Source organism: Nocardia amamiensis (genome assembly GCF_015477605.1).
In the GTDB taxonomy this organism is placed as follows: domain Bacteria; phylum Actinomycetota; class Actinomycetes; order Mycobacteriales; family Mycobacteriaceae; genus Nocardia; species Nocardia amamiensis_A.
In genome coordinates this window covers 141,725-165,840 of sequence record NZ_JADLQX010000017.1, presented here as the reverse complement: position 1 = coordinate 165,840, position 24,116 = coordinate 141,725, and the positions used below count along the sequence as shown (strand labels likewise).

At 70.2% G+C, this 24,116-nt stretch carries 20 protein-coding genes and 1 riboswitch; of the genes, 12 read left to right on the top strand and 8 right to left on the bottom strand.

The genetic code is table 11. The features are described 5' to 3' along the window. Positions 1–65: 65 nt before the first annotated feature. The 6 genes from IU459_RS22920 to IU459_RS22895 form a co-directional block, all read right to left on the bottom strand. Positions 66–1,829 carry a peptidoglycan D,D-transpeptidase FtsI family protein gene (locus IU459_RS22920; RefSeq protein ID WP_195131647.1) on the bottom strand — a complete coding sequence of 588 codons (1,764 nt, stop codon included), beginning with the start codon at positions 1,827–1,829 and terminating at the stop codon, positions 66–68. A 131-nt stretch (positions 1,830–1,960) separates the two neighbouring features. After that, on the bottom strand, positions 1,961–2,755 hold the full coding sequence (locus IU459_RS22915; protein WP_195131607.1) for a hypothetical protein: 795 nt from the start codon (positions 2,753–2,755) through the stop codon (positions 1,961–1,963). Positions 2,756–2,783: 28 nt separating this feature from the next. Beyond that, positions 2,784–3,758: a 16S rRNA (cytosine(1402)-N(4))-methyltransferase RsmH gene (gene rsmH, locus IU459_RS22910; RefSeq protein WP_195131606.1), complete on the bottom strand. Its 975-nt coding sequence runs from the start codon at positions 3,756–3,758 to the stop codon at positions 2,784–2,786. 201 nt (positions 3,759–3,959) lie between these two features. After that, complete coding sequence (gene mraZ, locus IU459_RS22905; RefSeq protein WP_040776870.1) at positions 3,960–4,391, bottom strand: division/cell wall cluster transcriptional repressor MraZ; 432 nt, start codon at positions 4,389–4,391, stop codon at positions 3,960–3,962. 415 nt (positions 4,392–4,806) lie between these two features. Continuing rightward, complete coding sequence (locus IU459_RS22900) at positions 4,807–5,226, bottom strand: DUF3040 domain-containing protein (RefSeq protein ID WP_067480375.1); 420 nt, start codon at positions 5,224–5,226, stop codon at positions 4,807–4,809. A gap of 161 nt (positions 5,227–5,387) precedes the next feature. Continuing rightward, a complete protein-coding gene (locus tag IU459_RS22895; protein ID WP_195131605.1) occupies positions 5,388–5,828 on the bottom strand; it encodes an SAV_6107 family HEPN domain-containing protein in 441 nt (146 codons plus the stop codon). A gap of 168 nt (positions 5,829–5,996) precedes the next feature. Here IU459_RS22895 and IU459_RS22890 point away from each other — a divergent pair, with 168 nt between their 5' ends. From IU459_RS22890 to IU459_RS22870, 5 genes are all read left to right on the top strand, one after another. Continuing rightward, positions 5,997–6,608 carry a GNAT family N-acetyltransferase gene (locus IU459_RS22890; RefSeq protein ID WP_195131604.1) on the top strand — a complete coding sequence of 204 codons (612 nt, stop codon included), beginning with the start codon at positions 5,997–5,999 and terminating at the stop codon, positions 6,606–6,608. A gap of 7 nt (positions 6,609–6,615) precedes the next feature. After that, positions 6,616–8,181: a phytoene desaturase family protein gene (locus IU459_RS22885; protein ID WP_195131603.1), complete on the top strand. Its 1,566-nt coding sequence runs from the start codon at positions 6,616–6,618 to the stop codon at positions 8,179–8,181. Positions 8,182–8,366: 185 nt separating this feature from the next. Beyond that, positions 8,367–9,254, top strand: a complete 888-nt coding sequence (locus tag IU459_RS22880; RefSeq protein ID WP_195131602.1) for a carotenoid biosynthesis protein — start codon at positions 8,367–8,369, stop codon at positions 9,252–9,254. Between the two features lie 141 nt (positions 9,255–9,395). Next, the gene (locus IU459_RS22875) at positions 9,396–10,142 is read left to right on the top strand and encodes an LppM family (lipo)protein (protein ID WP_195131646.1); all 747 of its coding nucleotides are present in this window, start codon (positions 9,396–9,398) and stop codon (positions 10,140–10,142) included. A gap of 35 nt (positions 10,143–10,177) precedes the next feature. After that, entirely contained in the window at positions 10,178–11,344 is a 1,167-nt protein-coding gene (locus tag IU459_RS22870; protein WP_195131601.1) for a glycosyltransferase, read from the top strand. Positions 11,345–11,513: 169 nt separating this feature from the next. Here the strand turns inward: IU459_RS22870 and IU459_RS22865 are convergent, their stop codons facing one another. Continuing rightward, complete coding sequence (locus IU459_RS22865; RefSeq protein WP_195131600.1) at positions 11,514–12,221, bottom strand: hypothetical protein; 708 nt, start codon at positions 12,219–12,221, stop codon at positions 11,514–11,516. A gap of 373 nt (positions 12,222–12,594) precedes the next feature. Next, positions 12,595–12,688, top strand: a riboswitch (SAM riboswitch). Between the two features lie 36 nt (positions 12,689–12,724). Between IU459_RS22865 and IU459_RS22860 the strand changes: the two genes are divergently transcribed. The 3 genes from IU459_RS22860 to IU459_RS22850 all read left to right on the top strand — a co-directional run bounded on the left by IU459_RS22860 (position 12,725) and on the right by IU459_RS22850 (position 15,156). Further along, positions 12,725–12,940 (top strand): hypothetical protein, encoded by a 216-nt coding sequence (locus IU459_RS22860; RefSeq protein WP_195131599.1) that lies wholly within the window; start codon positions 12,725–12,727, stop codon positions 12,938–12,940. Positions 12,941–13,040: 100 nt separating this feature from the next. Beyond that, entirely contained in the window at positions 13,041–13,847 is an 807-nt protein-coding gene (locus IU459_RS22855) for a DUF1684 domain-containing protein (RefSeq protein WP_195131598.1), read from the top strand. 142 nt (positions 13,848–13,989) lie between these two features. Then, complete coding sequence (locus IU459_RS22850; RefSeq protein WP_195131597.1) at positions 13,990–15,156, top strand: LLM class flavin-dependent oxidoreductase; 1,167 nt, start codon at positions 13,990–13,992, stop codon at positions 15,154–15,156. Between the two features lie 2,066 nt (positions 15,157–17,222). Here the strand turns inward: IU459_RS22850 and IU459_RS22845 are convergent. Then, the gene (locus tag IU459_RS22845) at positions 17,223–18,224 is read right to left on the bottom strand and encodes a methylenetetrahydrofolate reductase (protein WP_195131596.1); all 1,002 of its coding nucleotides are present in this window, start codon (positions 18,222–18,224) and stop codon (positions 17,223–17,225) included. Between the two features lie 183 nt (positions 18,225–18,407). On the opposite strand from IU459_RS22845, the gene IU459_RS22840 reads away from it, so the two are divergent. The 4 genes from IU459_RS22840 (at position 18,408) to IU459_RS22825 (ending at position 23,986) form a co-directional block, all read left to right on the top strand. Beyond that, entirely contained in the window at positions 18,408–19,541 is a 1,134-nt protein-coding gene (locus IU459_RS22840) for a polyprenyl synthetase family protein (RefSeq protein WP_195131645.1), read from the top strand. 40 nt (positions 19,542–19,581) lie between these two features. Further along, positions 19,582–21,153 carry a phytoene desaturase family protein gene (crtI, locus tag IU459_RS22835; protein ID WP_195131595.1) on the top strand — a complete coding sequence of 524 codons (1,572 nt, stop codon included), beginning with the start codon at positions 19,582–19,584 and terminating at the stop codon, positions 21,151–21,153. Positions 21,154–21,284: 131 nt separating this feature from the next. After that, the gene (locus IU459_RS22830; RefSeq protein WP_195131644.1) at positions 21,285–22,949 is read left to right on the top strand and encodes an alpha-(1->6)-mannopyranosyltransferase A; all 1,665 of its coding nucleotides are present in this window, start codon (positions 21,285–21,287) and stop codon (positions 22,947–22,949) included. Further along, on the top strand, positions 22,946–23,986 hold the full coding sequence (locus IU459_RS22825) for a phytoene/squalene synthase family protein (RefSeq protein ID WP_195131594.1): 1,041 nt from the start codon (positions 22,946–22,948) through the stop codon (positions 23,984–23,986). Before IU459_RS22830 ends, IU459_RS22825 begins: the two co-directional genes overlap by 4 nt. Positions 23,987–24,116 lie beyond the last annotated feature (130 nt).

Here is a 24,116-nt window from a genome sequence, read left to right as displayed (position 1 = left end):
TCCTGTGCACAGTGCTGAAGCCTTCCTACCGATCACGCAGGCCGCACGCCGAGGGAGCGGTCGGATCACCCTGCCTGCAGCACGAATCGCCGGGACGGTTGCGGCGACGGCGGAACGCGGTCCCGCTGCAGCGCCCAGGAGGCGATGTTGTGGAACAGCGGAGCCACCGACACGCCACCGCTGCCGTCCGAGCTGCGGACCGGCGCGTCCAGCATGAGACCGATCACGTAGCGCGGATTGTCCGCGGGAACCATGCCCGCGAACGTGATCCAGAACGACGACGTGGAATAGCACCGGCAGTTCGGGTCCACCTTCTGCGCGGTACCGGTCTTGCCCGCCACCTGGTAGCCCGTGATGGCCGCGGGCCATCCGGTGCCGTTCTGGTTGGCGTTCATCGGGTCGCGCTGCACGACCGCCTGGAACATCGTCCGCAACGCGGCCGCGGTCTGCGGGCTCACCACCCGCACCCCGTCCGGCTGGGTCTCCTCGGCGCGGGTGCCGTCCGGCGCGATCTCGGCGCGGACGATGCGGGGCGGGATGCGGACGCCGTCATTGGCGATCGCCTGGTACATACTGGCCATCTGCAAGGTCGTCATCGAAAGTCCTTGCCCGATGGGAAGATTCGCGAACGTGCCGCCGGACCATTGGTCGCGGTCGGGCATCAGTCCCGCGCTCTCTCCCGGCAGGCCGATCCCCGTGCGCTGGCCGAGCCCGAACCGGTGCGCCATGTCGGCGAAGCGGTTCTCCCCCACCCGCTGTGCCAGCAGGAGCGTGCCGACGTTCGAGGATCGGCCGAAGATCCCCGTGGTGGTGTAGGGCTCGACGTCGTGCGACCACGCGTCGTTCACCGTGACCCCCGCCATCTGGATGGCGCTGGGCACCTGCACGACCTCGTCGGGATCGGTCAAGCCGTACTCGACGGCCGCGGCCGCGGTGACGATCTTGTTCACCGAACCCGGTTCGAACACGTCCGTGACCGACGGATTGCTCAGTTCGGCGCCGGCCCACTTCTGCGGTCCCAGCGCCGGGTTGAAGGTGTTGTCGTTGGCCATCGCCAGGACCTGTCCGGTCTTGGCGTCCAGGACGACAGCCGACGCGGAGCCCGCACCGGAGACGTCCTTCGCCTGCTGGACCTGTTGCTGCACGTAGTACTGCAGGTCCGAGTCCAGGGTCAGCTCGACGGCCGACCCGTTGACCGCGGGCTGTTCGTCCCGCCAGCTGCCTGGGATGACCGCGCCGTCGGAGCCGCGATCGTAGGTGTGCGACCCGTCGGTACCGGCCAGCACCGAGTCCAGCGACGATTCCAACCCGACCTGTCCGTGGCCGTCCCAGCCGGTGGCGCCGACGACGTTCGCCGCCAGCGAGCCGCCGGGGTACACCCGGATGCTCTGCTGCTCCGAGCCGACTTGGGAGAACTGCTCGGTGATCTCACCCGCGATACGCGGATCGACGTTGCGCGCCAAGTACACGAACGGCTCATCGCTGCGCAACTTCGCCAGCAGGTCCGCCTCCGCGGGCGCGTCCTTGCCCACCTTTTCGTGGATCGTGCGCGCGATGGCGCGCAGCCGCTCGTCCGGGTCGGGCGCCTTGTCGTTCTCGGCCTTGGCGTCCGCCAGCTCCTGCCGAACCCGGACCGGTTGGAAGGTCAAGGCTTTCGCGGAGATGGTGAACGCCAGCGACTTCCCATTGCGGTCGGTGATCGGTCCGCGGATCGCCGGGTCCGGTTGATGGGTGGTGCGCTGGCTGGCTGCCTGCGCCGACAGCCCCGGCGCCGCGACGCTCTGCACCCACAGCAGTTGCAGCGCGACCACGGCGAGCGCGACCAGCATGACCACCCGTCCGACGCCGAGGCGCAGCCGGAGGGGACCGTCCGAGACGGAAACCGTGGCCTGGCGGGGCCTGCCCGTGGCCCTGGGTGCCGAGGGGCCGCGGCGGCTGCGCTGCGCTTGCCTCGGGTGCGTCACCGCGGCACTCCGCCGGGTACGCCCTGCTGCTGCGGTGCCTCCACCTGCCGCTGCGGGGCCTGCGGCTGTGGCGCGCCGGCCGGTGGCGCCGCGGGTTCGTCCGACGGACCGGCCTGCGGCGGGCTGACCGGCGAAGGAGACACCGGTGCCGGGTTCCCCGGTGTGGGCGTCGCGTTCGCCTGAGCGCTGCTCTGCGGGCCGGTGCTCGGACGTCCCTGCGCCGGAGCGCCAGGCGTGGTGGTGACCGGGACCACCCGTTCGCCCATGGCCGCGCGCGACGGAGTGGGCGATGCGTTCAGCGGCGGCACCGGAGCGCCCTGCGCCGGGGTCGGCTTGCCGATCACCGTGACCGAACCGTCCGGGCCGACCAGCAGGCGGGCCGGGTCCTTGGCCGGGATCATGCCGAGTTCCCGTGCTCGAGCGGCCAGCTCGGGTGCCGAATCGGCGGCCTCCACCTCGCGCTGCAGCGCGGCGCGCTCGTCGGCCAGCCGCCGGTTGGTGGCCCGTGCGTCGCCGAGCTGGTAGCTGTCTTCGGCGGCGCGGGTGGTCAGCAGCAGGGTGAGCGCGAGGCCGCAGCCGAGCAGCGCGATGAGCGCGGTGACGAACGGGATGCGCGCGGCCATCGCCGAGCGCCGCACGGCAGGCAAAAAGGCCAGTTCCGAGCCATTCTCGGCGCGCATTCGCCGCCGCGCGTAGGCACGCTGCGCCGCACCTGATTTCACCCGCTCGGCATCCTGGACCCGTCGGGCGACCCGGCCCGGCGCTTCGATGGTCCGTGTCCGCACGCTCATCGGTTCCCCTCCTCCGCGCGATGGTTCGTCATCGCGCCTCCTGGATCCGCTCCGCGGCGCGCATCCGGACCGGTGCGGCCCGCGGGTTGTCCTCGATCTCCTGTTCGGTCGCTTTCTCCGCGCCGCGGGTCAGCAGCCGGAACTCCGGTCCCATGCCGGGCAGTTCGACCGGCAGGCCCACCGGGGTCCTGGACGTGGTGTGCGCGGCGAGCTCGTGCTTGACCACTTTGTCCTCCAGCGATTGGTAGGACATGACGACGATGCGTCCGCCGACACGCAGCGCGGCGAGCGCCGCGGGCAGCGCGACCCGCAGCGAATCGAGTTCTCGGTTGACCTCCACCCGCAGCGCTTGAAAGGTGCGCTTGGCCGGATGCCCACCGGTGCGGCGGGTGGCCGCGGGAATCGTGGCGTACAGCAGTTCCACCAGCTCGGCGCTGGTGGTGAACGGCTTGATCTGGCGACGCCGGACCACCTCGGCGGCGATCCGGCTCGCGAACCGCTCCTCGCCGTAGGTTTTCAGCACCCGGGCCAGGTCGCCGTGGCTGTAGGTGTTGAGCACGTCAGCGGCGGTGGGCCCGCTGGTCGGGTCCATCCGCATGTCCAGCGGGGCGTCGACAGAGTAGGCGAAGCCACGGTCGGCCTCGTCCAACTGCATCGACGAGACGCCCAAGTCCATCAGGATGGCCGAGACCGATCCGGTGGCGGGTAGTCCCGCCTCGGTCAGCGCGTCGGCGATGCCGTCATAGCGGGTGTGCACCAATGTGATTCGGTCCGCGAACGGCTCGAGCCGCTCGCCGGCCAGCTTCAACGCGGTGGTGTCGCGGTCCAGCCCGACCAGACGGATGTGCGGGTAGGTGCGCAGAAAGTGTTCGGCGTGACCACCGAGGCCGAGGGTGGCATCGACGTAGACCGCGCCGGGCTCGGACAGAGCCGGACCGAGCAACGCGTCGGCTCGTTCGAGCAGAACCGGAACATGGCGGGGGCCGCGCTGTTCACGGTTCACCTCGACCTCCCGGAGTCCTGCCTCGCGTCGTCGCGCACCGCACACGGGTCGCCTTGATACACAGTGATTTCTGATACCGAGCGCTTTCGATACGGATACGAATGCCCCGTGGTCTCTGACCGAACTTCGGCACCTGGCGTCGGGGAAGTACGTCAGGGTCCGCGTCCGGGCAGAGACCGCGCGGCACTCGTTCGCCCGCGGCTAGAAGATTCCGCCCAGCGACTCGTCTCTGGCTTGTGAGAAGTCCTCCTCGTGCTCGGCGAGGTAGGACTCCCACGCCTGCTTGTCCCATATCTCCAGGAAGTCGACCGAGCCGATCACCACGCAATCCCGTTTCAGGTTGGCGTAGCGACGATGGTCGGCCGACAACACGATCCGGCCCTGCGCGTCCGGACGCTGCTCGTCAGTTCCGGCCGCGAGTGCCCGGACGAACGCCCGAGCCTGCGGGTTGCTTCGAGACGCGGCCGCGGCCCGCCGGGCGAGCGCGGTGAACTCTTCCTTCGGGTACACGGCAAGGCTATGGTCCTGACCCTTCGTGACCATCAACCCTCCCGCCAGATCGTCTCGAAACTTCGCAGGCAACGTGAGTCGCCCCTTGTCGTCCAAGCGAGGTGTGTAGGTACCGAGAAACATCTCGATACCTCCCTGGTCGATCACCTCGATGGTCGGTTCTTCAGTACTGCGCGCTCCACATTACCCCACTTTCCCCCACTTTCAATCGAAACAGCCGGTGATCTGGCTCCCGACCCAGACGATTCCGCAGGTCATTCCAGCTATCACCGGCGTGGAGAACTTTTCGCGAGTTCTGCCGACACGCGCCGACCCCGGGGACAAACGCCCGAAAACACCCAGCAAACGCTCTGATCTGCCCCACCCGGGCCGCTCTGGGGGGCATGGTGGGGGAAGTTTGTGGGGAGGTGTGGGGGAAGCGGGAAGCCCCGCAGGAAGATCATCCGCGCGGCCGGTGTCCGCACGCACGAGCCAGCGACGCCGCACCACTGCGATGCGGCGTCGCCGGCTGTGCTGAAGCTGTCAGGCTACGGGCGAGCTACTCCTGCTCGAACCGTCGCCGGAAGCGGTCCTCCATGCGCTCGGAGAAGCCACCGGACTTGCGCTGGCGTCCACGTCCGCCCGAGCCGCCGCTCGCGGAGGCGTCACCGCCGCCGGACCGGTCGTTCTTGGCGACGCTCTTGGAGGTTCCGAGTAGCAGGAGCACACCTGCACCGAACATGACGATGAACCCGATCAGGCTGATGATCGGGAAGCCGCCGGGCTTCACGGGCGCTGCGATCCCTGCGACGAGGAGAAAAAGGCCGAGGACGAACAACGCCGCGGCCTGGAGTCTGCGACGACTCGAGGTCGAACGAAGCCGTCCGCCGCGGACGGACGAGGCGAACTTGGGATCCTCAGCATAGAGAGCGCTCTCGATCTGTTCGAGCATGCGCTGCTCGTGCTCGGAGAGTGGCACGGTACCTCCCCCGGCACTAGGACGTGGCTGTCGCCTCCGGGTAGGCGACAGATAGCCGACCTTGGCGGCTATCTGACACCAATGATACGAGTTCGATCAGGGCCAGACCACCTAATGGGCACAGTCGGACGTAGTCCGTCTTCAGCCCGCACGCGCGGCCGCTAAGCGCTCATGCCGCCGGTCCAGCCCGGCGCGGGCCGAAGCCGAGCCGACGCCGAGAGGAGATCTTCCACGTCGTGAAGGAATGCTCCGACCCGGGAAGCGAACTCGTCCGCCTCGTGATCGTCGACATTCCGATCCAGGCCGGCCTCCAACGCGGCCCGGATCTCCGAGCGGGCGCTGAAGTAGTCGGCCCACATCACGAACTCGGGCGCGGCGCGCTGCATGAGCACCCACGCGTTGCGCGAACGCGAACGCGGCGCGGCGTCGGCGCCCGTGAGCGCGAGCACAGCGCCAGCACCACGCAGCGCGGCCAGGTAGGCGGTGCGAAACCGCTCCCGCGGATCACGTTCCCCCGCCGCTTGCATGAGCAAACCGTCCGCTCGCTCCAGCAGCTTGCCGGCCCGGCCTGGCTGCCCCGGGTGTTCCACTCGACCAGACATCGCCGTCCCTCCACCTCGCACACCCTGGTCCGGGCATGCACTGGAGGCGGCGTGCCACACTGCATTCCAGCACCACTCGGACCGAACAGGTATTCGAACGTTTGAATTGAGCTTGAATATAGAGACGCCCACCGACAAACTTCCGCGTCCGCGCGACCGACGAGAGCCATGACCGCCGTCAAGCCCAATCACACTCCCGCACCTGCCGTCGTCGACCTCTCGGTGGCGGCGCTGCGCTCCCGGCTGCACGATGCGCTGGCGGTCTACGTCGCGGCGATGGACTATCCGCGCGGCACGGAACACCATCGCGCGCCGATGTGGACCGAGCACACCACCCGTCCCGGCTGGCAGGCCGTCGCCGCGGTGGTGCCCGACGACTCGGGCCGGATCGATCTGCGCAGCGCACCCATCGTGGCGATCGCCTACGGCTACCGCGGCGCTGCCCACCAGTGGTGGCACCAGCAGGTGCACAGCGGAATGCGGCGCTCGGGCTGGCCGGAAAACTCCACGCGCGAACTGCTCTCGGACTATTTCGAGCTGACCGAACTGCATGTGCATCCCACCGCGCAGGGCCGCGGCATCGGCGCCACGCTGCTGGAGCGATTGCTGCGCGACCGGACCGAGCGCGCCGTGCTGCTGTCGACCCCCGAGGTCGACGGCGAGGACAACCGCGCCTGGCGGCTGTACCGCAGGGAGGGATTCACCGACGTGGTCCGCAACTTCGTGTTCGCAGGCGACAACCGGCCGTTCGCGATCCTCGGCCGGCGGTTGCCGCTATGAGGGTGACGTGTCGGTAGTCGTCGTCGGCTCCGGGCACAACGCCCTGGTCGCCGCGTGCTATCTGGCCCGCGCGGGGAACGCGGTCGACGTGCTGGAACGCGACGACGTGCTCGGCGGCGCGGTGTCGACGGTCGAGCGCTTCCCCGGCCACCGGGTCGATCGCGGCTCGTCGGCGCACATCATGATCCGCCACACCGGCATCATCGAGGAGCTGGAGCTCGACCGCTTCGGGCTGCGCTACATCGACTGCGACCCATGGGGATTCACGCCCGCTCAGGCCGGCCGCCCGGCCATCGTGTTCCACCGCGACCTGGACGCGACGTGCGCGTCGATCGCGGCGGCCTGCGGCCCGCGGGACGCGGCGGCGTACCGCCGGTTCGTCCAGGTGTGGGGGCCACGCAGCGCCCGCGTGATGCGGGCCTTCGGCGGCGGGCCGACGCCGGGCAGGCTGGTGCGGTCGTTCTGGGGGCTTGACGCGGGCGGCGGCGGGAGCGCGCTGTCGCGGGAATTCCTGCAATCCGGAGACGCGTTGCTGGACACCTTCTTCGAGGACGAACGGCTGAAAGCGTCGCTGGCCTGGTTCGGCGCGCAATCCGGTCCGCCGATGTCGGAGCCGGGCACCGCGCCGATGGCCGGCTTCGCCGCGCTCATGCATACGCTGCCGCCGGGTCGTGCGGTCGGCGGCAGCGGCGCGCTCACCGAGGCCTTGGTGGCGCGGCTGCGCTCCGATGGCGGTGTGGTGCACGCGAGCGACGCGGTGACCGCCTTGCAGCGCGCGGGCGACGGCTGGCGGGTGCGCACCGCGTCGGGGCGAGAACTGCGCGCCGACATCGTGATCGCGGGCACCCACGTGCTCACCACGCTGGATCTGCTGCGCGACGGCGGGTTCGACGCCGCACCGCTGGACGACTGGCGGCGGCGCATCCGGGTCGGTCCAGGTATCGGGATGGTCGTGCGGGTCGCGGCCACGGCGCTGCCGCACTACCCGGGTAGCCCGACCGATCACTCCGCTCGCGGCCTGCAATTCCTCGTGTCCGATCGGGCGCAACTGCGCCGCGCGCACGGCGCGGCGCTGGCCGGGGAGCTGCCGCCGCGGCCGGTGGTGCTGGCGATGAGCTTCACCGCGCTGGACCCGACCATCGCGCCGCCGGGCGAGCACCAGCTGTCGCTGTGGGCGCAGTGGCATCCGTACCGGCTGGCCGACGGCCGCGACTGGGCCACGATCGCGCAGCGGGAGGGCGACCGGATCGTCGCCGAAGTCGACTCCTACGCACCCGGTTTCGCCGACGCGGTACTGCGCCGGTACGTGCAGACGCCGGTGGACCTGGAGCGCGAACTCGGGCTCGTCGGCGGCAACGTGATGCACGTGGAGATGTCGCTGGACCAGATGATGCTGTGGCGTCCGCTGCCGGAACTGTCCCGGCAGCGGGTTCCCGGCGCGCCGGGCCTGTATCTGACCGGCGCGTCCACTCATCCCGGTGGCGGCGTCTCCGGGGCGAGCGGCCGCACCGCCGCCCGGCTCGCGCTGCGCGACCTGCGGCGGCACCGACGTCCACGGTGGTTCGGGCGATGACGGGCGACGCGCCGCACGTGGCGGCGGGCCGGACCGACACGCGAACACCGCGCACAACCGGCCCCGACGCCCACGGCGGTTCGGCGATGAGACCCCGAAGACCCGCCGCGCGCGGCGGCGGGCCGAACCGAACCGGCACGCGAACACCCCCTGGAATCCGTGCCGGCATCCGTGGTGATTCGGCGATGACACGCACGGAAGACCCTCCGCACACAGCGGCAGACCGGACCGAACCGGCACGCGAACATCCCGCGGAAACCGCTGAGCATCTCGCACGCCGGTTCCGCTCCGCGCGATTTCTCCTTCCGGTGATCCTCGTCGTGCTGACGGTGGTCACGCAGGTCGGTTATCCGCTCACCGCGGGTGACGCGCGCGACCGGATCACGGCTGCGGTCGTGCTGCTCTCCGCCGGTGCCGCGCTGGCGCATGCGACCGCGACCAGGGGAATCCGGTACGCCCTCGGCTTTCTGGTGCTCGTCTCCGGCATCGGGCTGCTGGCCGAGGTGATCGGCACGACGACGGGCCTGCCGTTCGGCTGCTACGGCTACGCGAGCGACCGGCTCGGTCCCGCTCTGCTGGGCGTGCCGTTGATCGTCGCGCTGGCCTGGACCGGCGGGGTGTATCCGGTGTGGGTGGTGGCCGGGATGGTGTCACGGTGTACGGCGTCGCGGATCGCGCTCACCGCGATCGGCGCGGTGGGCTGGGACCTGTTCCTGGATCCGCAGATGGTCGCCGACGGGCAGTGGACCTGGTGCGACGCCGGCTCCGGCCTGCCCGGGCTGACGCACATTCCATACACGAACTATCTGGGGTGGTTCGGTGTCGCGCTCGTGATGGCGGCTTTGCTGGCGGCCTGGGAACACGCGGCGCCCGGTCCTGTCCCGGCGCGGCCGGCCAGCGGCCGCGCGGCCGAGCTCGCCGTGCCGGTCACCCTGTTCCTGTGGACCTGGCTGGGGTCGGCGCTGGCCCACGCAGTCTTCCTCGACCTGCCGTCGTCCGCGGGTTACGGCCTGGTCGGGATGGGTGTGCTCGGCGTGCCCCTGCTGGCCGTCATCGCTCGCGGGCGGCGCTGACCAGGCGTGATCCGCTCGCTGCGGCGGCACACGGCCGCCATCGAGCCGCTGTGCGGCCGACGCGCGTCGCGACTGGTGCGTTTCATTCCGGACGGATGGCCTGGCACGATGTCACCCGTGCAGCCGAGTCCCGTCACCACGATGCCCGATGCCCCGGATCGCCCGCAGCGCAGCGGCCCACGCCGCGGCGTGCGGGTCGCGGCGGCCGTCCTGCTGGCGGCGTTGCTGGTCCCGGTGCTCGCGAGCTGCCTGCGGGTGCAGGTGTCGATGGGTCTGTCGTCCAACGACCGGGTCTCCGGACGGATCGTCGCCGCCGTGGTGCCCACCGGCGGCGACGACAAGGGTCCGCAGCTGAAGGCGCCCGAGTCGCTCGCCGCGAAGGTGCGGGTGGAGCCGTACGCCCAGGACGGATACACGGGCAGTCAGGTGTTCTTCGAGGACTTGTCCTTCGGCGAGGTGCAGCAGCTGGGGCAGCTGTCCGAGCAGACCCAGGGCATGTTCCAGCTGCAGTTCCAGCGCACTGGCGACCTGGTCAGCCTCACCGGCCGGGTCGATCTGAAATCCGTTCCGCCGCATGGCTCCGATGTGCAGTTCACCATCGCGTTCCCGGCCCGCGTCGCGAAGACCAACGGCAGCCGCGAGGGCGACAACGTGGTCTCCTGGAAGCTGCCGCCCGGCGACGTCTCCACGCTCCGGGCCGAGGTCAGCTACGCCGATCCGAATACCCGCTCGTTCGCGGGCTGGGCGGGCATCGTCGGCGGCATCACGCTCGCGGTGGCCGCCATCATCGCCGCCCTGGCGTACCTGGACCGCAACCCCGCCGCGCCCGGCGCTCCAGTCGGGTTCTCCCTGAGCCGCTGGTGGCGCTCGGTAACGCAGAATCGCTGAGCGGACGGTCGGTGCGCCGGGATAGCGTGGCGCCCATGGTGAGTGCCGATCGGCCGAAGACGTTGCGCGCGACCTCCATCCTGCCCACCTGTGCCACGGCGCTGGCGGCGCTGGGCGCGGGTGTCGCGCTATACAACCGGTTCACCGTGCCGCGGTTGGCGAATACGCCGACGACGGTGATCGAACCGGTCACCGTCTGCGTCCCGGCACGCGACGAGGCCCACCGGCTACCCGGCCTGATCGCCGATCTACGCGCCCAAGTGGGCATCCCGCGCATGGCGGTGCGCATCCTCGATGACGGCTCCACCGACGACACCTCAGCCGCCGCACGCGCGGCGATCGATGGCGATCCCCGATTCACCCTGCTGCGCACCGAGTCCGACCCGGATCCTGGCTGGACCGGCAAAGCGGCGGCCTGCGTCCGGCTGGCCGAGGGTGTGACGACGCCGGTGCTGATCTTCCTGGACGCCGACGTGCGCTTGGCCCCGATGGCTCTCGCGGCGTCGGTGGGCGCTCTGCGCAGGAGTGGCGTCGCGCTCGTCTCACCGTGGCCGCACCAGCTGGCCGGGTCGGCGGCCGAGGCGGTGGTGCAGCCTCTGCTGTGCTGGTCGTGGGCCTCGACGCTGCCGATCAACGCCGCCGCTCGGAGCCTGCGCCCGTCGACGGCGGTGGCCTGCGGCCAGTTCCTCGTGTTCGACAACGCCGCGTACCGCGCGGTGGGCGGCCACGCCGCGGTGGCCGGGAGCGTCACCGAGGATCTCGAGATCGCGCGCACGCTGCGCCGGGCCGGTCACTACACGGCTTTGGCGGCGGCGGGTCCGCTCGCGCGAACCAGGATGTACCAGGGTGCGGGCGAGCTGGACGCGGGCTACACCCGCTGGCTCTGGTCGGCTTACGACGGCACGATCACAGGCGGAGCCGCGGTGGGAGCGCTTGCCGCCCTTGCCTATTTGCTGCCGCCCGCTGCCGCTGTGCTCGGCAGCGGACCGGTCCGGCGGACCGGTCTGCTCGGCTATCTCGCAGCCGTCGCAGGCCGCCTGCTGGCCCGCTCGACGGAAACCGGCGGACCGCTCCGGCACACGGATGTCCTTGCCGCCCTGGCGCATCCACTGTCAGTGGGCGCATACCTGCTGTTGTGGGCGCGTTCGCACGGCGCCCGACGCCGGGGCACGGTCCGCTGGAAAGGTCGCCCGCTGGAATAGCGCTCACGAGCGCGCCTCGCCGAGCGCTCGCTCATGCCTCCGACTCATCAACGCTCGGCTCCGGCACGAGCGAGCGCTCGGCCGCGTAACTGCTCGTCCACTGCGCTCACTCAGGCCCGCGCCCCGGCGACCGTCGCCATGGTCAGAACACGGGGCTGCCGGTCGAACCTCATGACACGGTGGTGATTCCGACCGTCGGCAAGAAGTGGCAGGATTTGCCGCCGTTCTGGACCGTGCCGAACACCGCGGCGAGCACGGTGCCACGGCCGGTGTCCACCGGGACCGCGCGGACGCCGCCCATCGGGAGCGACGCGAAGAGGAAGTCCCGGATCGCCTCCTCCGCGGCGGGCCGCAGCTCCGGCGGAACGGCAGCGGGGATCATCGCGCGGGAGACCTCCGACAGCGGTCCCATCTTGGCCGCGCCGCTGCGCCCGGTGTTCAGGTTGACCCACGCGACCTGCATACCAGTGGTGTTCGAACCGTCCGGCCCGAGCCCGTAGGGCACGAAGGTGAACATGGCCTGCCCGGCCTTGACGGCGTTGAGGTCGAGGCCGGGGATCTGTACGGTGTTCTTCGGCCATGGGCCCGGAATGGAGCCGGCCACCGCGGGCGCCAGGCCGAGGGTCGTGTTGTCGAGGCACAACGCCGCCGCGGCCGGATACAGGAACGGTTCGATGCCCAGCGTGCGGAGTGCGTTGACCGCGGAGTTGTAGACGCCCAAAAGGTCACCGGGCGCCGCGGTCTGGGTGGTTTGTTCGGAGAATGCGGGAGCCGGGGCGTCCGGTGCCGCGAGCGCGGCGCCCGGTCCGGCGAGCGCGAGGGCGACCGAGCCCGTCGCGACAGCGGACAACATGGTCAGACGGCGCAAAATGATCACGAAACCTCCTCATCGGCGGAACGATCGAGGGGCACAGTACTCCGGCAAACGCCCTCAACAGCCGAGATTGCCGACAGCAATTTCATAGCAGTCCGGTTTGCCCGGGTCGGATGGGCCGCGCTGATCCGATCCGGCGGGCGAGGCCGTATGCTGCACCGGGTCGCCGCCGTTCGGCGCCACGCGTCCGCCATTGATGACATGGCGGAACCACGCCGGGACCGATCCGGCAGCGCATGCCTGGCTACTACAAGGATCCGATAATCCGGGCGCGACAAGATCTGCGCTCACGGTGATTACTTCTCTTGTCCGAGGGTTCGCTTGCTGGGCATCATGATTCGGCTCGACCCTGACATCGTCTGACGGGGCTCGGCACCAACCATCCAGAGCGACCGAGAGACCTGGCTCGTCGACGTCGCAGCAACCCCCCGGTGACCGGGTGCGGGTGCTTCCGCCGGGACCGATGGAGGAAAGCACTTGCCCGCCGCCATTTTGGGAGCGACCGCATGAAGTTCTTGCTGTTCACCCTCGTCACCCGCGTGCCGGACCCGTCGACCCCTGTCGCGCCGGTCCGCGCCGAACGTGATGGCCGTGTCGGGAGGTCGGCGCGCGGGCGGCGCACCGCCCTGTGGCAGCGGGCCCTGCTCCTGGCGCCCGACGTGGCTGGTGCCGGCGCGCACCCAGCTCTGCGCCGGCAGATCGACGCGGAGGGCACGGCCTGATGGCGTGCCGCTCGGTCGCCGTCGAGAACACCGCAACAACCCGCGCGACCAGCCCGGCCTGCGCACCCCCCACCACCGCCCGCGAAGGAGCCGAAGCCCCATGACCACCAGCATCACCAGCGTTTTCGAGACCGAGTGGGCGCGCTGGCACCACGCGCGCGAGGACCAGTTGCGTGACCCGCTCGGCTTTCTCAGCCTGACCGCACTGCACTGGCTGACCGACCGTCCCGAGCGGCTGCCGGACGTGCCGGGCACCTGGTGGGTCACCGACGACAAGGTATTCATCACCGCGCAGCCCGCCGACCGGCTGGAGTACGACGGCCTCGGCATCGCGGGCGTGCAGATCGTCACGCCCGCCGAGGGTGCGCCGGGACTGCTGGTGCGGCAGGAGAATCGGATGCTGGAGGTGATCCGCCGCACCGGCCGCTACGCCGTCCGGGTGCACGATCCGGCCGCGCCCGGCCTGCTGACCTTCGCCGGAATCCCGGCATACGCGCCGGACCCGCGCTGGGTCGTGCACGGCCGGTTCACGCCCTTCGATCAACCGCGGACCGTGACCACCGGAGCCGTGGTCGACGGCCTCGAGCACCACCACAACGCCTCGGGCACCATCGAATTCCACATCGGCGAGGTTGCCGAACGCGTCGTCGCGTTCGGCGATCCCGGCAACCTGCGCGTGCTGTTCACCGACGCGACCAGTGGTGTCACGACCTACCCCGCGGCACGCTCGCTCGCGGTCGGCGCACCGGACGCGGACGGCACGGTGGTGCTGGACTTCAACCGGGCGGCAAATCTGCCCTGCGCGTTCACCGATTTCGCGACTTGCCCGGTCGCGCCCCCACAGAACCGGCTGCGCGTGGCCATCGAGGCGGGCGAACAGGATCCCCGGCAGGGGCGGGCGGCGTGAGCGAGCGAACCAGCAACACACCGCGCACCGCGCATGACGGAGCCCAGCGCCGCCGAGGCGGAGTCATGGGCGGTCCGGACCAGAGGCGGCAGCGCAGCCGTCGCCACGGAGGGCACAGCTCACACCGGAAAGGAGACGCAGCATGACCGTTCCACTATCGATCCTGGACCTCTCCCCGGTCAGCACGGGCTCGACCCCGCAGCAGGCGCTGCACAACACCATCGATCTGGCCCAGCACGCCGAACAGTGGGGCTACCACCGGTACTGGCTGGCCGAACACCACTTCGTCGCGGTGGCCAGTTCGTCGTCGATCACGCTCATCGGGTTGGTCGCGGCGGCCACGACGCGTATCCGGGTGGGCTCGGCGGCCGTGCAGGTCGGCCACCACACGTCGGCATCGATCGTGGAGGCATTCGGCACGATCGACGCGCTGTACCCGGGGCGGCTCGACCTCGGGCTCGGCCGCTCGGGTCATCGGCGCATTCAGTTCGGTGCGGAGGCCGCACGGCCCAAGGGCGGCAAAACGGTGGGCGATTCCGTCACCGGCCGCACCGAGATCCGCGACGGTGTCGTCGTTCCGCCGCCGTTCGATCCGAGGCGCATTGTGGACCGGTCGAGGTTCATCGCCTCGCTGAGCACGCTGCAGCAGCGCGGCGCGCAGCCGCTGGATTTCGCCGAACAGGTCGAGGAGGTACGGGCGCTGCTGGACGGAGCCTTCGTCAGCCCGGAAGGCGTTGCGCTGCATGCTGTTCCCGGTGAGGGCGCGCAGGTGCAACTGTGGCTGTTCGGCAGCACGGCGGGCGAGAGCGCGGAACTGGCCGGGCGACTGGGTCTTCCGTTCGCCGCGGCCTATCACGTCTCGCCCGGCACCGCGCTGGACGCGATCGAGTCCTACCGTGCGGCGTTCCGTCCCTCCCCGATCCTGGCCGAGCCGTACGTGGTGATCTCCGCGGACGTGGTCGTGGCGCACGACGACGCGACCGCACAGCTCCTGGCCGCCGGCTACGGCCACTGGGTGCACAGCATCCGCAGCGGCGCGGGCGCGGCCCCCTACCCGGACCCGGCCACGATCGAGCCGCTCACCGCGGATCAGCAACGCCTGGTCGACGACCGCCTGGCCACCCAGTTCGTGGGAGCACCGAGCACCGTCGTGGAGCGGCTCGCCGCGCTGCAACAGGTCAGCGGCGCCGACGAACTGCTGGTCACCAGCGTCACCTACCGGCACGCCGACCGGCTGGAATCGCACCGCCTGCTCGCCGAGGCGTGGGGCCTGCGCGCGGCGCGCGCGGCGCGAATCCCAGCTGGGTGAAATGGATGTGACTGCCGCCCACGCACGATGATCCGGTTTCGACCGGGCGCGCCATCGGCCGCGCATCGGTCGGAGCTGCGGGCCTTCGCCGAGTCGCCATACCGCCCCGCTGAGCAATCAAGCCACTACGAGATCGGACTCGGACGCCGCATGTTTCGTCGGCTTACCGCATCGCGCGGGCTGTCGGAGACTGTTCCCGTCGAGTAGTCCAGCTCACCGCGAAACCTCCCTTGCTGGCACGATCAAACCCTCATCCACGAGCAGCCAGAATGCGTCGTTTTTTGCGCCGCAAGTATTCACATCACAATCGATGCGCCTACGGAACACCCGCTGCGCTTCGGCGATGCTGTACGGCTGGTCCGGTGCTCGGTGGCATTGGTCGCGCTACCCGCGCAAGCACTTCGGCGACCGGCAGCTGGCCATCAACACGTCCCGGCCGGTCGACCACGTATGGCAACATGTAGAAGATTGCGATGCCGAGCAGCAGAACAATGGCGATGGTCGCGCACACGAGTTGTGTCGTCGACATGGTCATGACCGCGCTCTCTCAGGCCGCGGGAAGAACGCCCTGCCTCGCGTGACGAGAACGCTGCGCCCGCGCGCCGTGATCTCATACCGCGCATCCCGCCGTCCGCGACCGCAAACGACCAGGCCGCGCGAGCACAGCGCTGAGACCGCTGCCCGTGCGCGGTATTGTGTCAGCTCACAGTCACGTGCGAGTTGCGCGATCGTCAGCATTCCGCCTGGTGCGAGCACGGCGGCTTGTGATTCGTTGAGTGTTCCCCTCATCGCTCACCGCCTCGGCGCGAGCGGCCGTGCATGCTCTTCAGCAGATAGACCCCGACCGCCAGTTGGGCCGGTAAGTGTTGAACCGCCATTTCGACTACCTCCCCTGATCGCAGCACTGGTGATGCTTGCCAGGACGTTAGGGCGGGTACCGTCGAGTAACCCGAACTGTCAGTTCGGGTGGACTACCGGTTCAACTTTCACGCCAACAGACCGATACGCAGGGCAAGCCGCGAAGCTTCTGTGGCTACCGGCCGACGACCGCGCTTGACTACGGTGCGCAAGACGGCGTGAGCCGCCGAACGAAACCGCATGTCTTCCGGTGCCTCTCGCTCGGCAGCATGGAGCAATGTGACCCTGCGGAATGGGAGTCGCTTGCCCTGCAGCCCGCAAGGTTGACCCGGAATTCTTGTGTCGGCATACAGGAGCACACGCTTGCGCTGGCCGAGATCACCTGGCAAGACTATTTCCCATGCCAGCGAGGGAAGGGTCTGTTGGGGAGTACAGGCTGATGCGTCAGGGGGGTGGTCGTGGTGGTTTCGCACACGTCCGGGTGGTTCTCGCTCACGCCGATCCAACTGGCGGTTGCGCTGTCGTCTGGGCGGTCGATCCAGCCGACGCTACGTCCGCGCAACCGGAACGGGACGGGGAGGAAGCAGCCGCAGCGCTCGCAGGAGCAGCTGATGCTATAGATGCGCTTGGCAAGCTCGGTATCGACGCTTCCGACTGGACGGTGCGGTTGATCTGGGCCGGCATGAACTTGGTTGATACCGAGCCGACGGCCATGCGAGCGGCGGCCTGCGCTGCCACCGCAGCCGCTTTCGGTGCGGCTGACCAGTTCCAGGTGACATACGACAACGGTTGGAAGTGCCATCCCTTGACCTGACCGCTGCCGCAGGGCCAGCCGGACGAGAGCAGCAAGCAACCACGCCGCCAACCAGCAGCCCGTAGTTGGCCGAACCACGGGTAGCAGCCCTTCCCGCCGGCCGCTCGACGTCTTCAGAAGCCGCGACCTATGTACAACCTCCGCAAACTCACCTCTTGGAATTACTCGACTAGCCGTTCAGAGACGACGTGGCCGCGATAACCCCACGACCACCCGGCACGCACCGCGCCTCGACCTCGGCGGGTTGGAAACCTCTCCCAAAGCACCAGGTGTCGACTACTCGTCTACTCAGAGATTCGGCTACCCACACAGAAGCGCGGAGCGCGAGCAGCCCGCCGCGCAGGATGGCGGCCTTACTTCCCGGCCCTGCGCGGGCCGCGGCGCATGTCGCTACTCATGCGCTTATCGGTGCGGCGGTGACGCCGTAGCCCAGGTTGGTGAGCACCTCGCTGGTCGCCTTGGCGAAGTTGAGCGTGATGAAGTGCAGGCAGGGAGCGCCCTCGTCGATCAGGCGCTGGGCCATCTCGGTGGCGATCTCGATGCCTGCCGCGCGCACCGCGGCCGCGTTCTCCTCCGGGCCGTCGCCTGCCGCCGAGTGCAGCCGGTCCATGACGGCGGCGGGCAGCGCCCGGCCGCACAGTTCCTCGGCGCGCTTGACGGTGCGCAGCGAGGTGATCGGCATCAGTTCCGGGATGATCGGCTTGGCGGCCTCGATCGGGTCGAACGCCGCGAGACGGTCACGCAGGCGCAGGTAGTGCTCCACGTCGAAGAACATCTGGGTGATCGAATACTCCGCGCCGGCACGCAGTTTCGCGGCCAGGAACGCGGTGTCGGTCTCCAGGTCCGGCGAGCGGTGGTGGCCCTGCGGGAAAGAGGCCACGCCGACGTGGAAATCGCCGAGGTCGCGCACGATGCGCACCAGCTCCTCGGCGTAAGAGACGCCGTCGGGGTGCTTGTGCCACTCGCCGAGCGGATCGCCGGGCGGGTCGCCGCGCAGCACCAGGATGTTGCGGATACCCGAGTCGGCGTAGGCGCCGACCAGCGAGCGCAGCTCCGCGACGCTGTGCTCAACCGCGGTCAGGTGCGCCACCGGCAGCAGCGTGGTCTCCTGCGCGAGCTGACCGGTGACGCGCACGGTGCGGTCGCGGGTGGAACCGCCCGCGCCGTAGGTCATCGACACGAACGCGGGGTGCATGCACTCGAACTGCCGCACCGCGCGCCACAGCCGCGCCTCGGCCGCGGCGTCGCGAGGCGGATTGAATTCCACCGAGAACGGCACCGTGGGCCCCGCGTGGGCCCGCAGACTCTGGACGACCGATGGCGTGGCAGAGACGTTCGGTTGCGTCCGGGAGGGCCGGCCAGGGGTCGAGCTTCCCCGCACGTTGTCGAAAGTCACCGGTTCAGTGTAAAGGTGACCGGTGGCAGCGCCGTCGGGTCGCTCGGACGGCCCGCGTATTGTTCGGACCGAGGTGGCATGTCCGCCACGCCGGACGACACGCGCGACCGATCTCGCTCGGCCGCGAATCACCCGCAGCGCTCGGGCACCCCGCAACGGAGTGCGTCCACCATCCGCACGACCTTGGAGGCTCCCCTGTCCGCCGGAACCGGTACTCAGACGCCGCAGACCGCCGTGCCGCGGCCGGGCACCCCCGCCTTCGTCACCGCCGTGGAAGACGCGCTGACCAGCTTCTTCGCCACCCGCCGCGACACCGTGGAGCGCCTCGGCCCGGTCTTCGTCGAGGCCGCGGACGCGCTGGAGCAGTTCGTGCTGCGCGGCGGGAAGCGCACCAGGCCCGCGTTCGCCTGGACCGGATGGCTCGGCGCAGGTGGCGATCCGCACGGACCGGAGGCCGCCGCGGTGCTCACCGCCTGTTCGGCGCTGGAACTCGTCCAGGCCTGCGCGCTGATCCACGACGACATCATCGACTCCTCCCGCACCCGCCGCCGCTTCCCCACCGTGCACGTCGACTTCGAGCAGCGCCACCGCGACCGCGGCTGGACGGGTGACGCGGCCCACTTCGGAACCAGTGTGGCCATCCTGATCGGGGATCTGGCCTTGTCCTGGGCCGATGACATGGTGCACTGCTCCGGTCTCGCGCCCACGGCCATCGCCAGGTTCGCGCCGGTGTGGGCCGATATGCGCACCGAGGTGCTCGGCGGCCAATTGCTCGACGTCAACGGCGAGGCGGGCGCCGACGAATCGGTCGAGGCCGCGCTGCGGATCAACCGGTACAAGACCGCCGCCTACACCGTCGAACGCCCGCTGCACCTGGGCGCGGCCATCGCCGAAGCCGAACCGAGGCTGATCGAGGCGTACCGCACGTTCGGCACCGCCATCGGCATCGCCTTCCAGCTGCGCGACGACCTGCTCGGCGTGTTCGGCGATCCCGCGGTGACCGGCAAGCCCTCCGGCGACGACCTGCGCGAAGGCAAGCGCACCGTGCTGCTGGCCGAGGGGCTGCGCCGCGCCGACTCCGCCGACCCCGCCGCGGCCGCCCTGCTGCGCACCAGTATCGGCACCGATCTGAGCGCGGAGGCGGTGCAACGTCTGCGCGCGCTGCTCATCGAACTCGGCGCGGTCGACGAGGTGGAGCGCCGGATCACCGAGCTGACCGACAACGGCTTGGCCGCCATCGAGTCCAGTTCGGCGACGCCCGTGGCGAAAGAACGGCTGCGCGCGATGGCGCTGGCCGCGACCAAGCGCGCCGCGTGATCGCCCCGGCGTCTTCGACCGCGCACGGCCCGGCGAGGAGGTGGACCGAGTGAGAACCGTTGCGGGACCGACCGATCGCGTGGTGGTCGTCGGCGCCGGCCTGGCCGGGCTGTCGGCCGCGCTGTACCTGACCGGCGCGGGCCACACGGTCACGCTGCTCGAGCGCGCCGACCACCCCGGCGGCCGGGTCGGACGCTATCGGGGCGCGGACTACGACATCGATTCCGGCGCCACCGTGCTGACGCTGCCCGAGCTGATCACCGACGCGCTCGCCGCCGTCGGCCGCTCCCCGGAAACCTGCGTGCCCCCGCTGCGAATTCAGCGGCTGGCGCCCGGCTATCACGCTCGGTTCGCCGACGGCGCCGAGATCAGGGTGTTCGATGACGCGGACGCGATGGCAGCGGAGGTCGAGCGGACCTGCGGCCCCGCCGAGGCGCGCGGATATCGGCGCCTGCGTGACTGGCTGGCCCGCGTCTACGCAGCCGAGTTCACCGAATTCATGGACACCAACTTCGACTCCCCGCTGGACATGGTGCGCAGCGCCGAAAAACGCAGCGCGCTGGTCGAATTGGTGCGGATCGGCGGCTTCGGGCGGCTCGGGCCGAGGGTGCGCCGGTTCCTGCGCGATCCGCGCCTGGCCCGCCTGTTCACCTTCCAGGCGCTCTACGCGGGCATTCCGCCCGCCCAGGCGCTCGCCGTGTACGGCGCGATCCCGCATATGGACACCTCGTTGGGCGTCTATTTCCCCGAAGGCGGCATGCGGGCGATCGCCGTGGCGCTGGCGCAGGCGTTCACCGACGCGGGCGGCCGACTCGAGCTCGGCGCCGAAGTGGTCGGGATCGATTACGCGGGTCGCCGGGCCCGCCGCGCCCGCACCGCCGACGGACGCTCCTTCGACTGTGACGTGCTCGTGCTCACCGCCGACCTCGGGTCGTTCGACCGTTTCGGCGTGCGGCGCAGACGCGGACTGCGCGCCTCCCCCTCGGCGGTCGTCGCGCACGGCACCGTCCCCGCCGCGGTCGCGGCGGGCTGGCCGGTGCAGGCACACCACACCATCGAGTTCGGGCACGCCTGGGAAACCACCTTCGCCGAGATCACCGCGCGCCGCGGTCGTGGCGCGCTGATGAGCGATCCCTCGCTGCTGCTGACCAGGCCCGCGCTCACCGATCCGAGCCTGTTCATCGACCGGCGCGACGGACGGCACGAACCGTTCTCCGTGCTCGCGCCGTGCCCGAATCTGGTGGCCGCGCCGCTGGACTGGCACCGGCTCGGTCCCGCCTATCTGCGCGAGCTGCTCGCGGTTCTGGAAGCGCGCGGGTACCGCGGCATCGCCGAGCACTTCGCCGTCGATCAGCTCGACACGCCGCGGACCTGGCTCGACCGCGGAATGCTGGCGGGCACACCATTCTCCGCGGCGCACCTATTCCGGCAAACCGGTCCGTTTCGGCCGAGCAATTTCCCGCGCTCCAGCGACAACGTGGTTATCGCGGGTTGCGGCACGATCCCCGGCGTCGGCGTGCCGACCGCACTGCTGTCGGGAAAACTTGCCGCAACCCGCATTCCGGACAAATCCGGCCCGCTGCGCGTGGAACCGCGCGCACCAGCCGGATAGTGTTCGAGGCGACGCCGTAAACTAAGCGCCGACCTATTCGCTCGCGGTTGCGACCGCCGACCATTCGGGGGGACCGACACCAGATGGCATCCCCCGAAACGCGCACCGCAGAGGCCGCCTCCACCGGCATCATGGAACACGCAACGCCCACCTCCGCACGTCGCGAATCGGCCGCCCCCCGTGGTTTCCTGTGGTGGATGCGCGCCTACGCCGACTTCGCCAGAAGCCCCGAGGGCCACGCCGCCCTGCTCGGATTCTTCGGCGCCATCATGATCACCTTCGGCGGATTCGGCGCGGGCAGCGTCCGCAAGCGCGACCCGCTGCTGGAGGCCATGCACCTGTCCTGGCTGCGGTTCGGGCACGGCTACGCGCTGTCCACCATCTGCATCTGGATCGGTGTGCTGCTGATGATCACCGCCTGGGTCCGGCTCGGGCGCGCCACGATCGGCACCGGCGACCGGATCGGCGCCGGGGTGACGCTGAACGAGCTGCGAGCGATCGTCGGCATCTGGATCGCCCCGCTGCTGTTCGCCGTGCCGATGTTCAGCCGCGACGCCTACTCCTATCTGGCGCAGGGCGCGCTGCTGCGCGACGGCTTCGACCCCTACCAGGTGGGGCCGGTCGCCAATCCCGGTGTGCTGCTGGACAACGTGAGCCCGGTCTGGACCACGACCACCGCACCCTACGGCCCGGTGTTCCTGCTGCTCGGACGCGCGATCACCGCCGTGACCGGCGACAACGTGGTGACGGGCACCATCGTGATGCGATTGGTCATGCTGCCCGGCCTGGCGCTGATGATGTGGGCGGTGCCGTATCTGACCAAGCATCTCGGCGGCAAGCCCACCGTCGCGTTGTGGCTGGCGGTGCTCAACCCGCTGGTGCTGATCCACCTGATCGGCGGCGTGCACAACGAGATGCTGATGGTCGGCCTGATGTGCGCGGGCATCGCGCTGGTGCTGGAGCGCCACCATGTGGCGGGCATCGTGGTCGTCGCGATCGGCGTGGCCATCAAGGCGACCGCGGGCGTGGCGCTGCCGTTCCTGGTGTGGATCTGGATGCTGCACGAACGCGAGCGCCGCGCGGCGCAGCGCGTCGGGCGCGACCCGGCGCACCTGCCCGCCAGCGAGCAACCCGGCGACGCCGCCGAGCGCACCGAGGACATGCCGCATCCCGCGCTGATGTTCGCCAAGATCGCCGGTCTCGGTCTCAGCGTGTTCGCGGCCGTGTTCGTGGCCGCCTCGGCCATCGCCGGTGTCGGTATCGGCTGGCTGACCGCGCTGTCCGGGTCGAAGAAGATCATCAACTGGCTTTCGCTTCCCACCGTGATGGCGCACTCGGTCACCTGGGTGACCCCGCTGCGGCTGGAGTCGGTGCTCGAGGTGACCCGCGCGATGTGCGCGCTGGCCCTGGTCGCGGTGCTGGCCTGGACATGGTGGCGGTTCCGGCACAGCGAGCGGGAGGCGGTGCTCGGCATCCTGATCGCGTTCGTCGCGATCGTCATCCTCTCGCCCGCCGCACTGCCCTGGTACTACTCGTGGCCGCTGGCGCTGGCCGCCGGGTTCGCGCTGTCGACCACGACGCTGATGGCGCTGGTGGGCGTGTGTACCTGGCTCATGCTGGTCTTCCAGCCGGACGGTTCGATCGGCCTGTACAGCTTCTGGCACGTCGCGGCCGCCACCTTCGCCGCCGTCGTCGCGGCGCTGTCGCTGCGCACCGTGGACCCGCTGCGCTTGCGCGCCAACCCGCCGAGCCCCGCACAGACCACCAGCGTCACCCCCTCGCCCGCTGCTCCATGACCGACGATCACCTACCAGCCGACGTCCTGCTCGCACTCGCCTACCGGGAATGCCGACAGATCGCGGCCACCCACGGCCGCACCTATTTCCTGGCCACCCGGCTCCTGTCGGCCGAGCGGCGGCCCGCGGTGCACGCGCTGTACGCGTTCGCGCGAATGGTGGACGACATCGTCGACCGCGCCGATCAGCCGGGCAAAACAGAGGGGGTACAAGTTCTCGGTCCCGGACCGGCGGACGCACTCGACCTGATCGAGCGGGAGCTCAGACGCGCGCTCGAACCGCACACCAGCGCGATGCCGCCGATCGACGATCCGGCCTCGGCCACCGCGAACCCGGCATCCGAGCGCACCTGGGAGGCCGGTGCGCGGCCACGCACGCTCATCCTGGCCGCCGTGACCGACACCATCCGGCGCTACGACATCGCCCCGCAGCACTTCTGGACGTTCCTGGATTCCATGCGGATGGATGTGCCCGGCACCCCGGGTTTCCGGAACCGGTACGCCACCATGGCCGAGCTACACGAGTACATGCGCGGCTCCGCGGCCGCGATCGGATTGCAGCTGCTCCCGGTGCTCGGCACGATCGCCCCGGTGGCCGAGGCGGAACCAGCCGCGGCCGCGCTCGGCGAGGCGTTCCAGCTCACCAACTTCCTGCGCGATGTCGGCGAGGACCTCGATCGCGACCGGGTCTACCTGCCCGCCGACGCGCTCACCGCGTTCGGCGTCGATGACGACCTGCTCTTCGAGTGTCACCGCACCGGACGCACCGACCCGCGCGTCCGCCGGGCCCTGGCCCACCTCATCGCGGTCAACCGCGACCTCTACCGCCGCGCCGAGCCCGGCATCGCCCTGCTCGAGCCGCGCGTCCGCCCCGCCATCCGTACCGCGACCACCCTCTACGCCGACATCCTGCGCCACATCGAGCGCGGCGGCTACGCCGTCTTCGACCACCGCGCCGTCGTCCCCCGCCACCACCGCCTCCGCGTCGCCGCCACCGAATTCACCACCGCCACGCTCCGCGACGCACTCGGCCGCTGACCGGAACCGCCCGACGCAGCCCCGGCCCGCGCAAGGCGACCATCGGCCGCTCCAACCTACCCCGCAAAACCCCTGCTCGCACCAGCTACCGCCCACGCAACCGCGTCGGCACAACTCCTGCTTTCGAGCG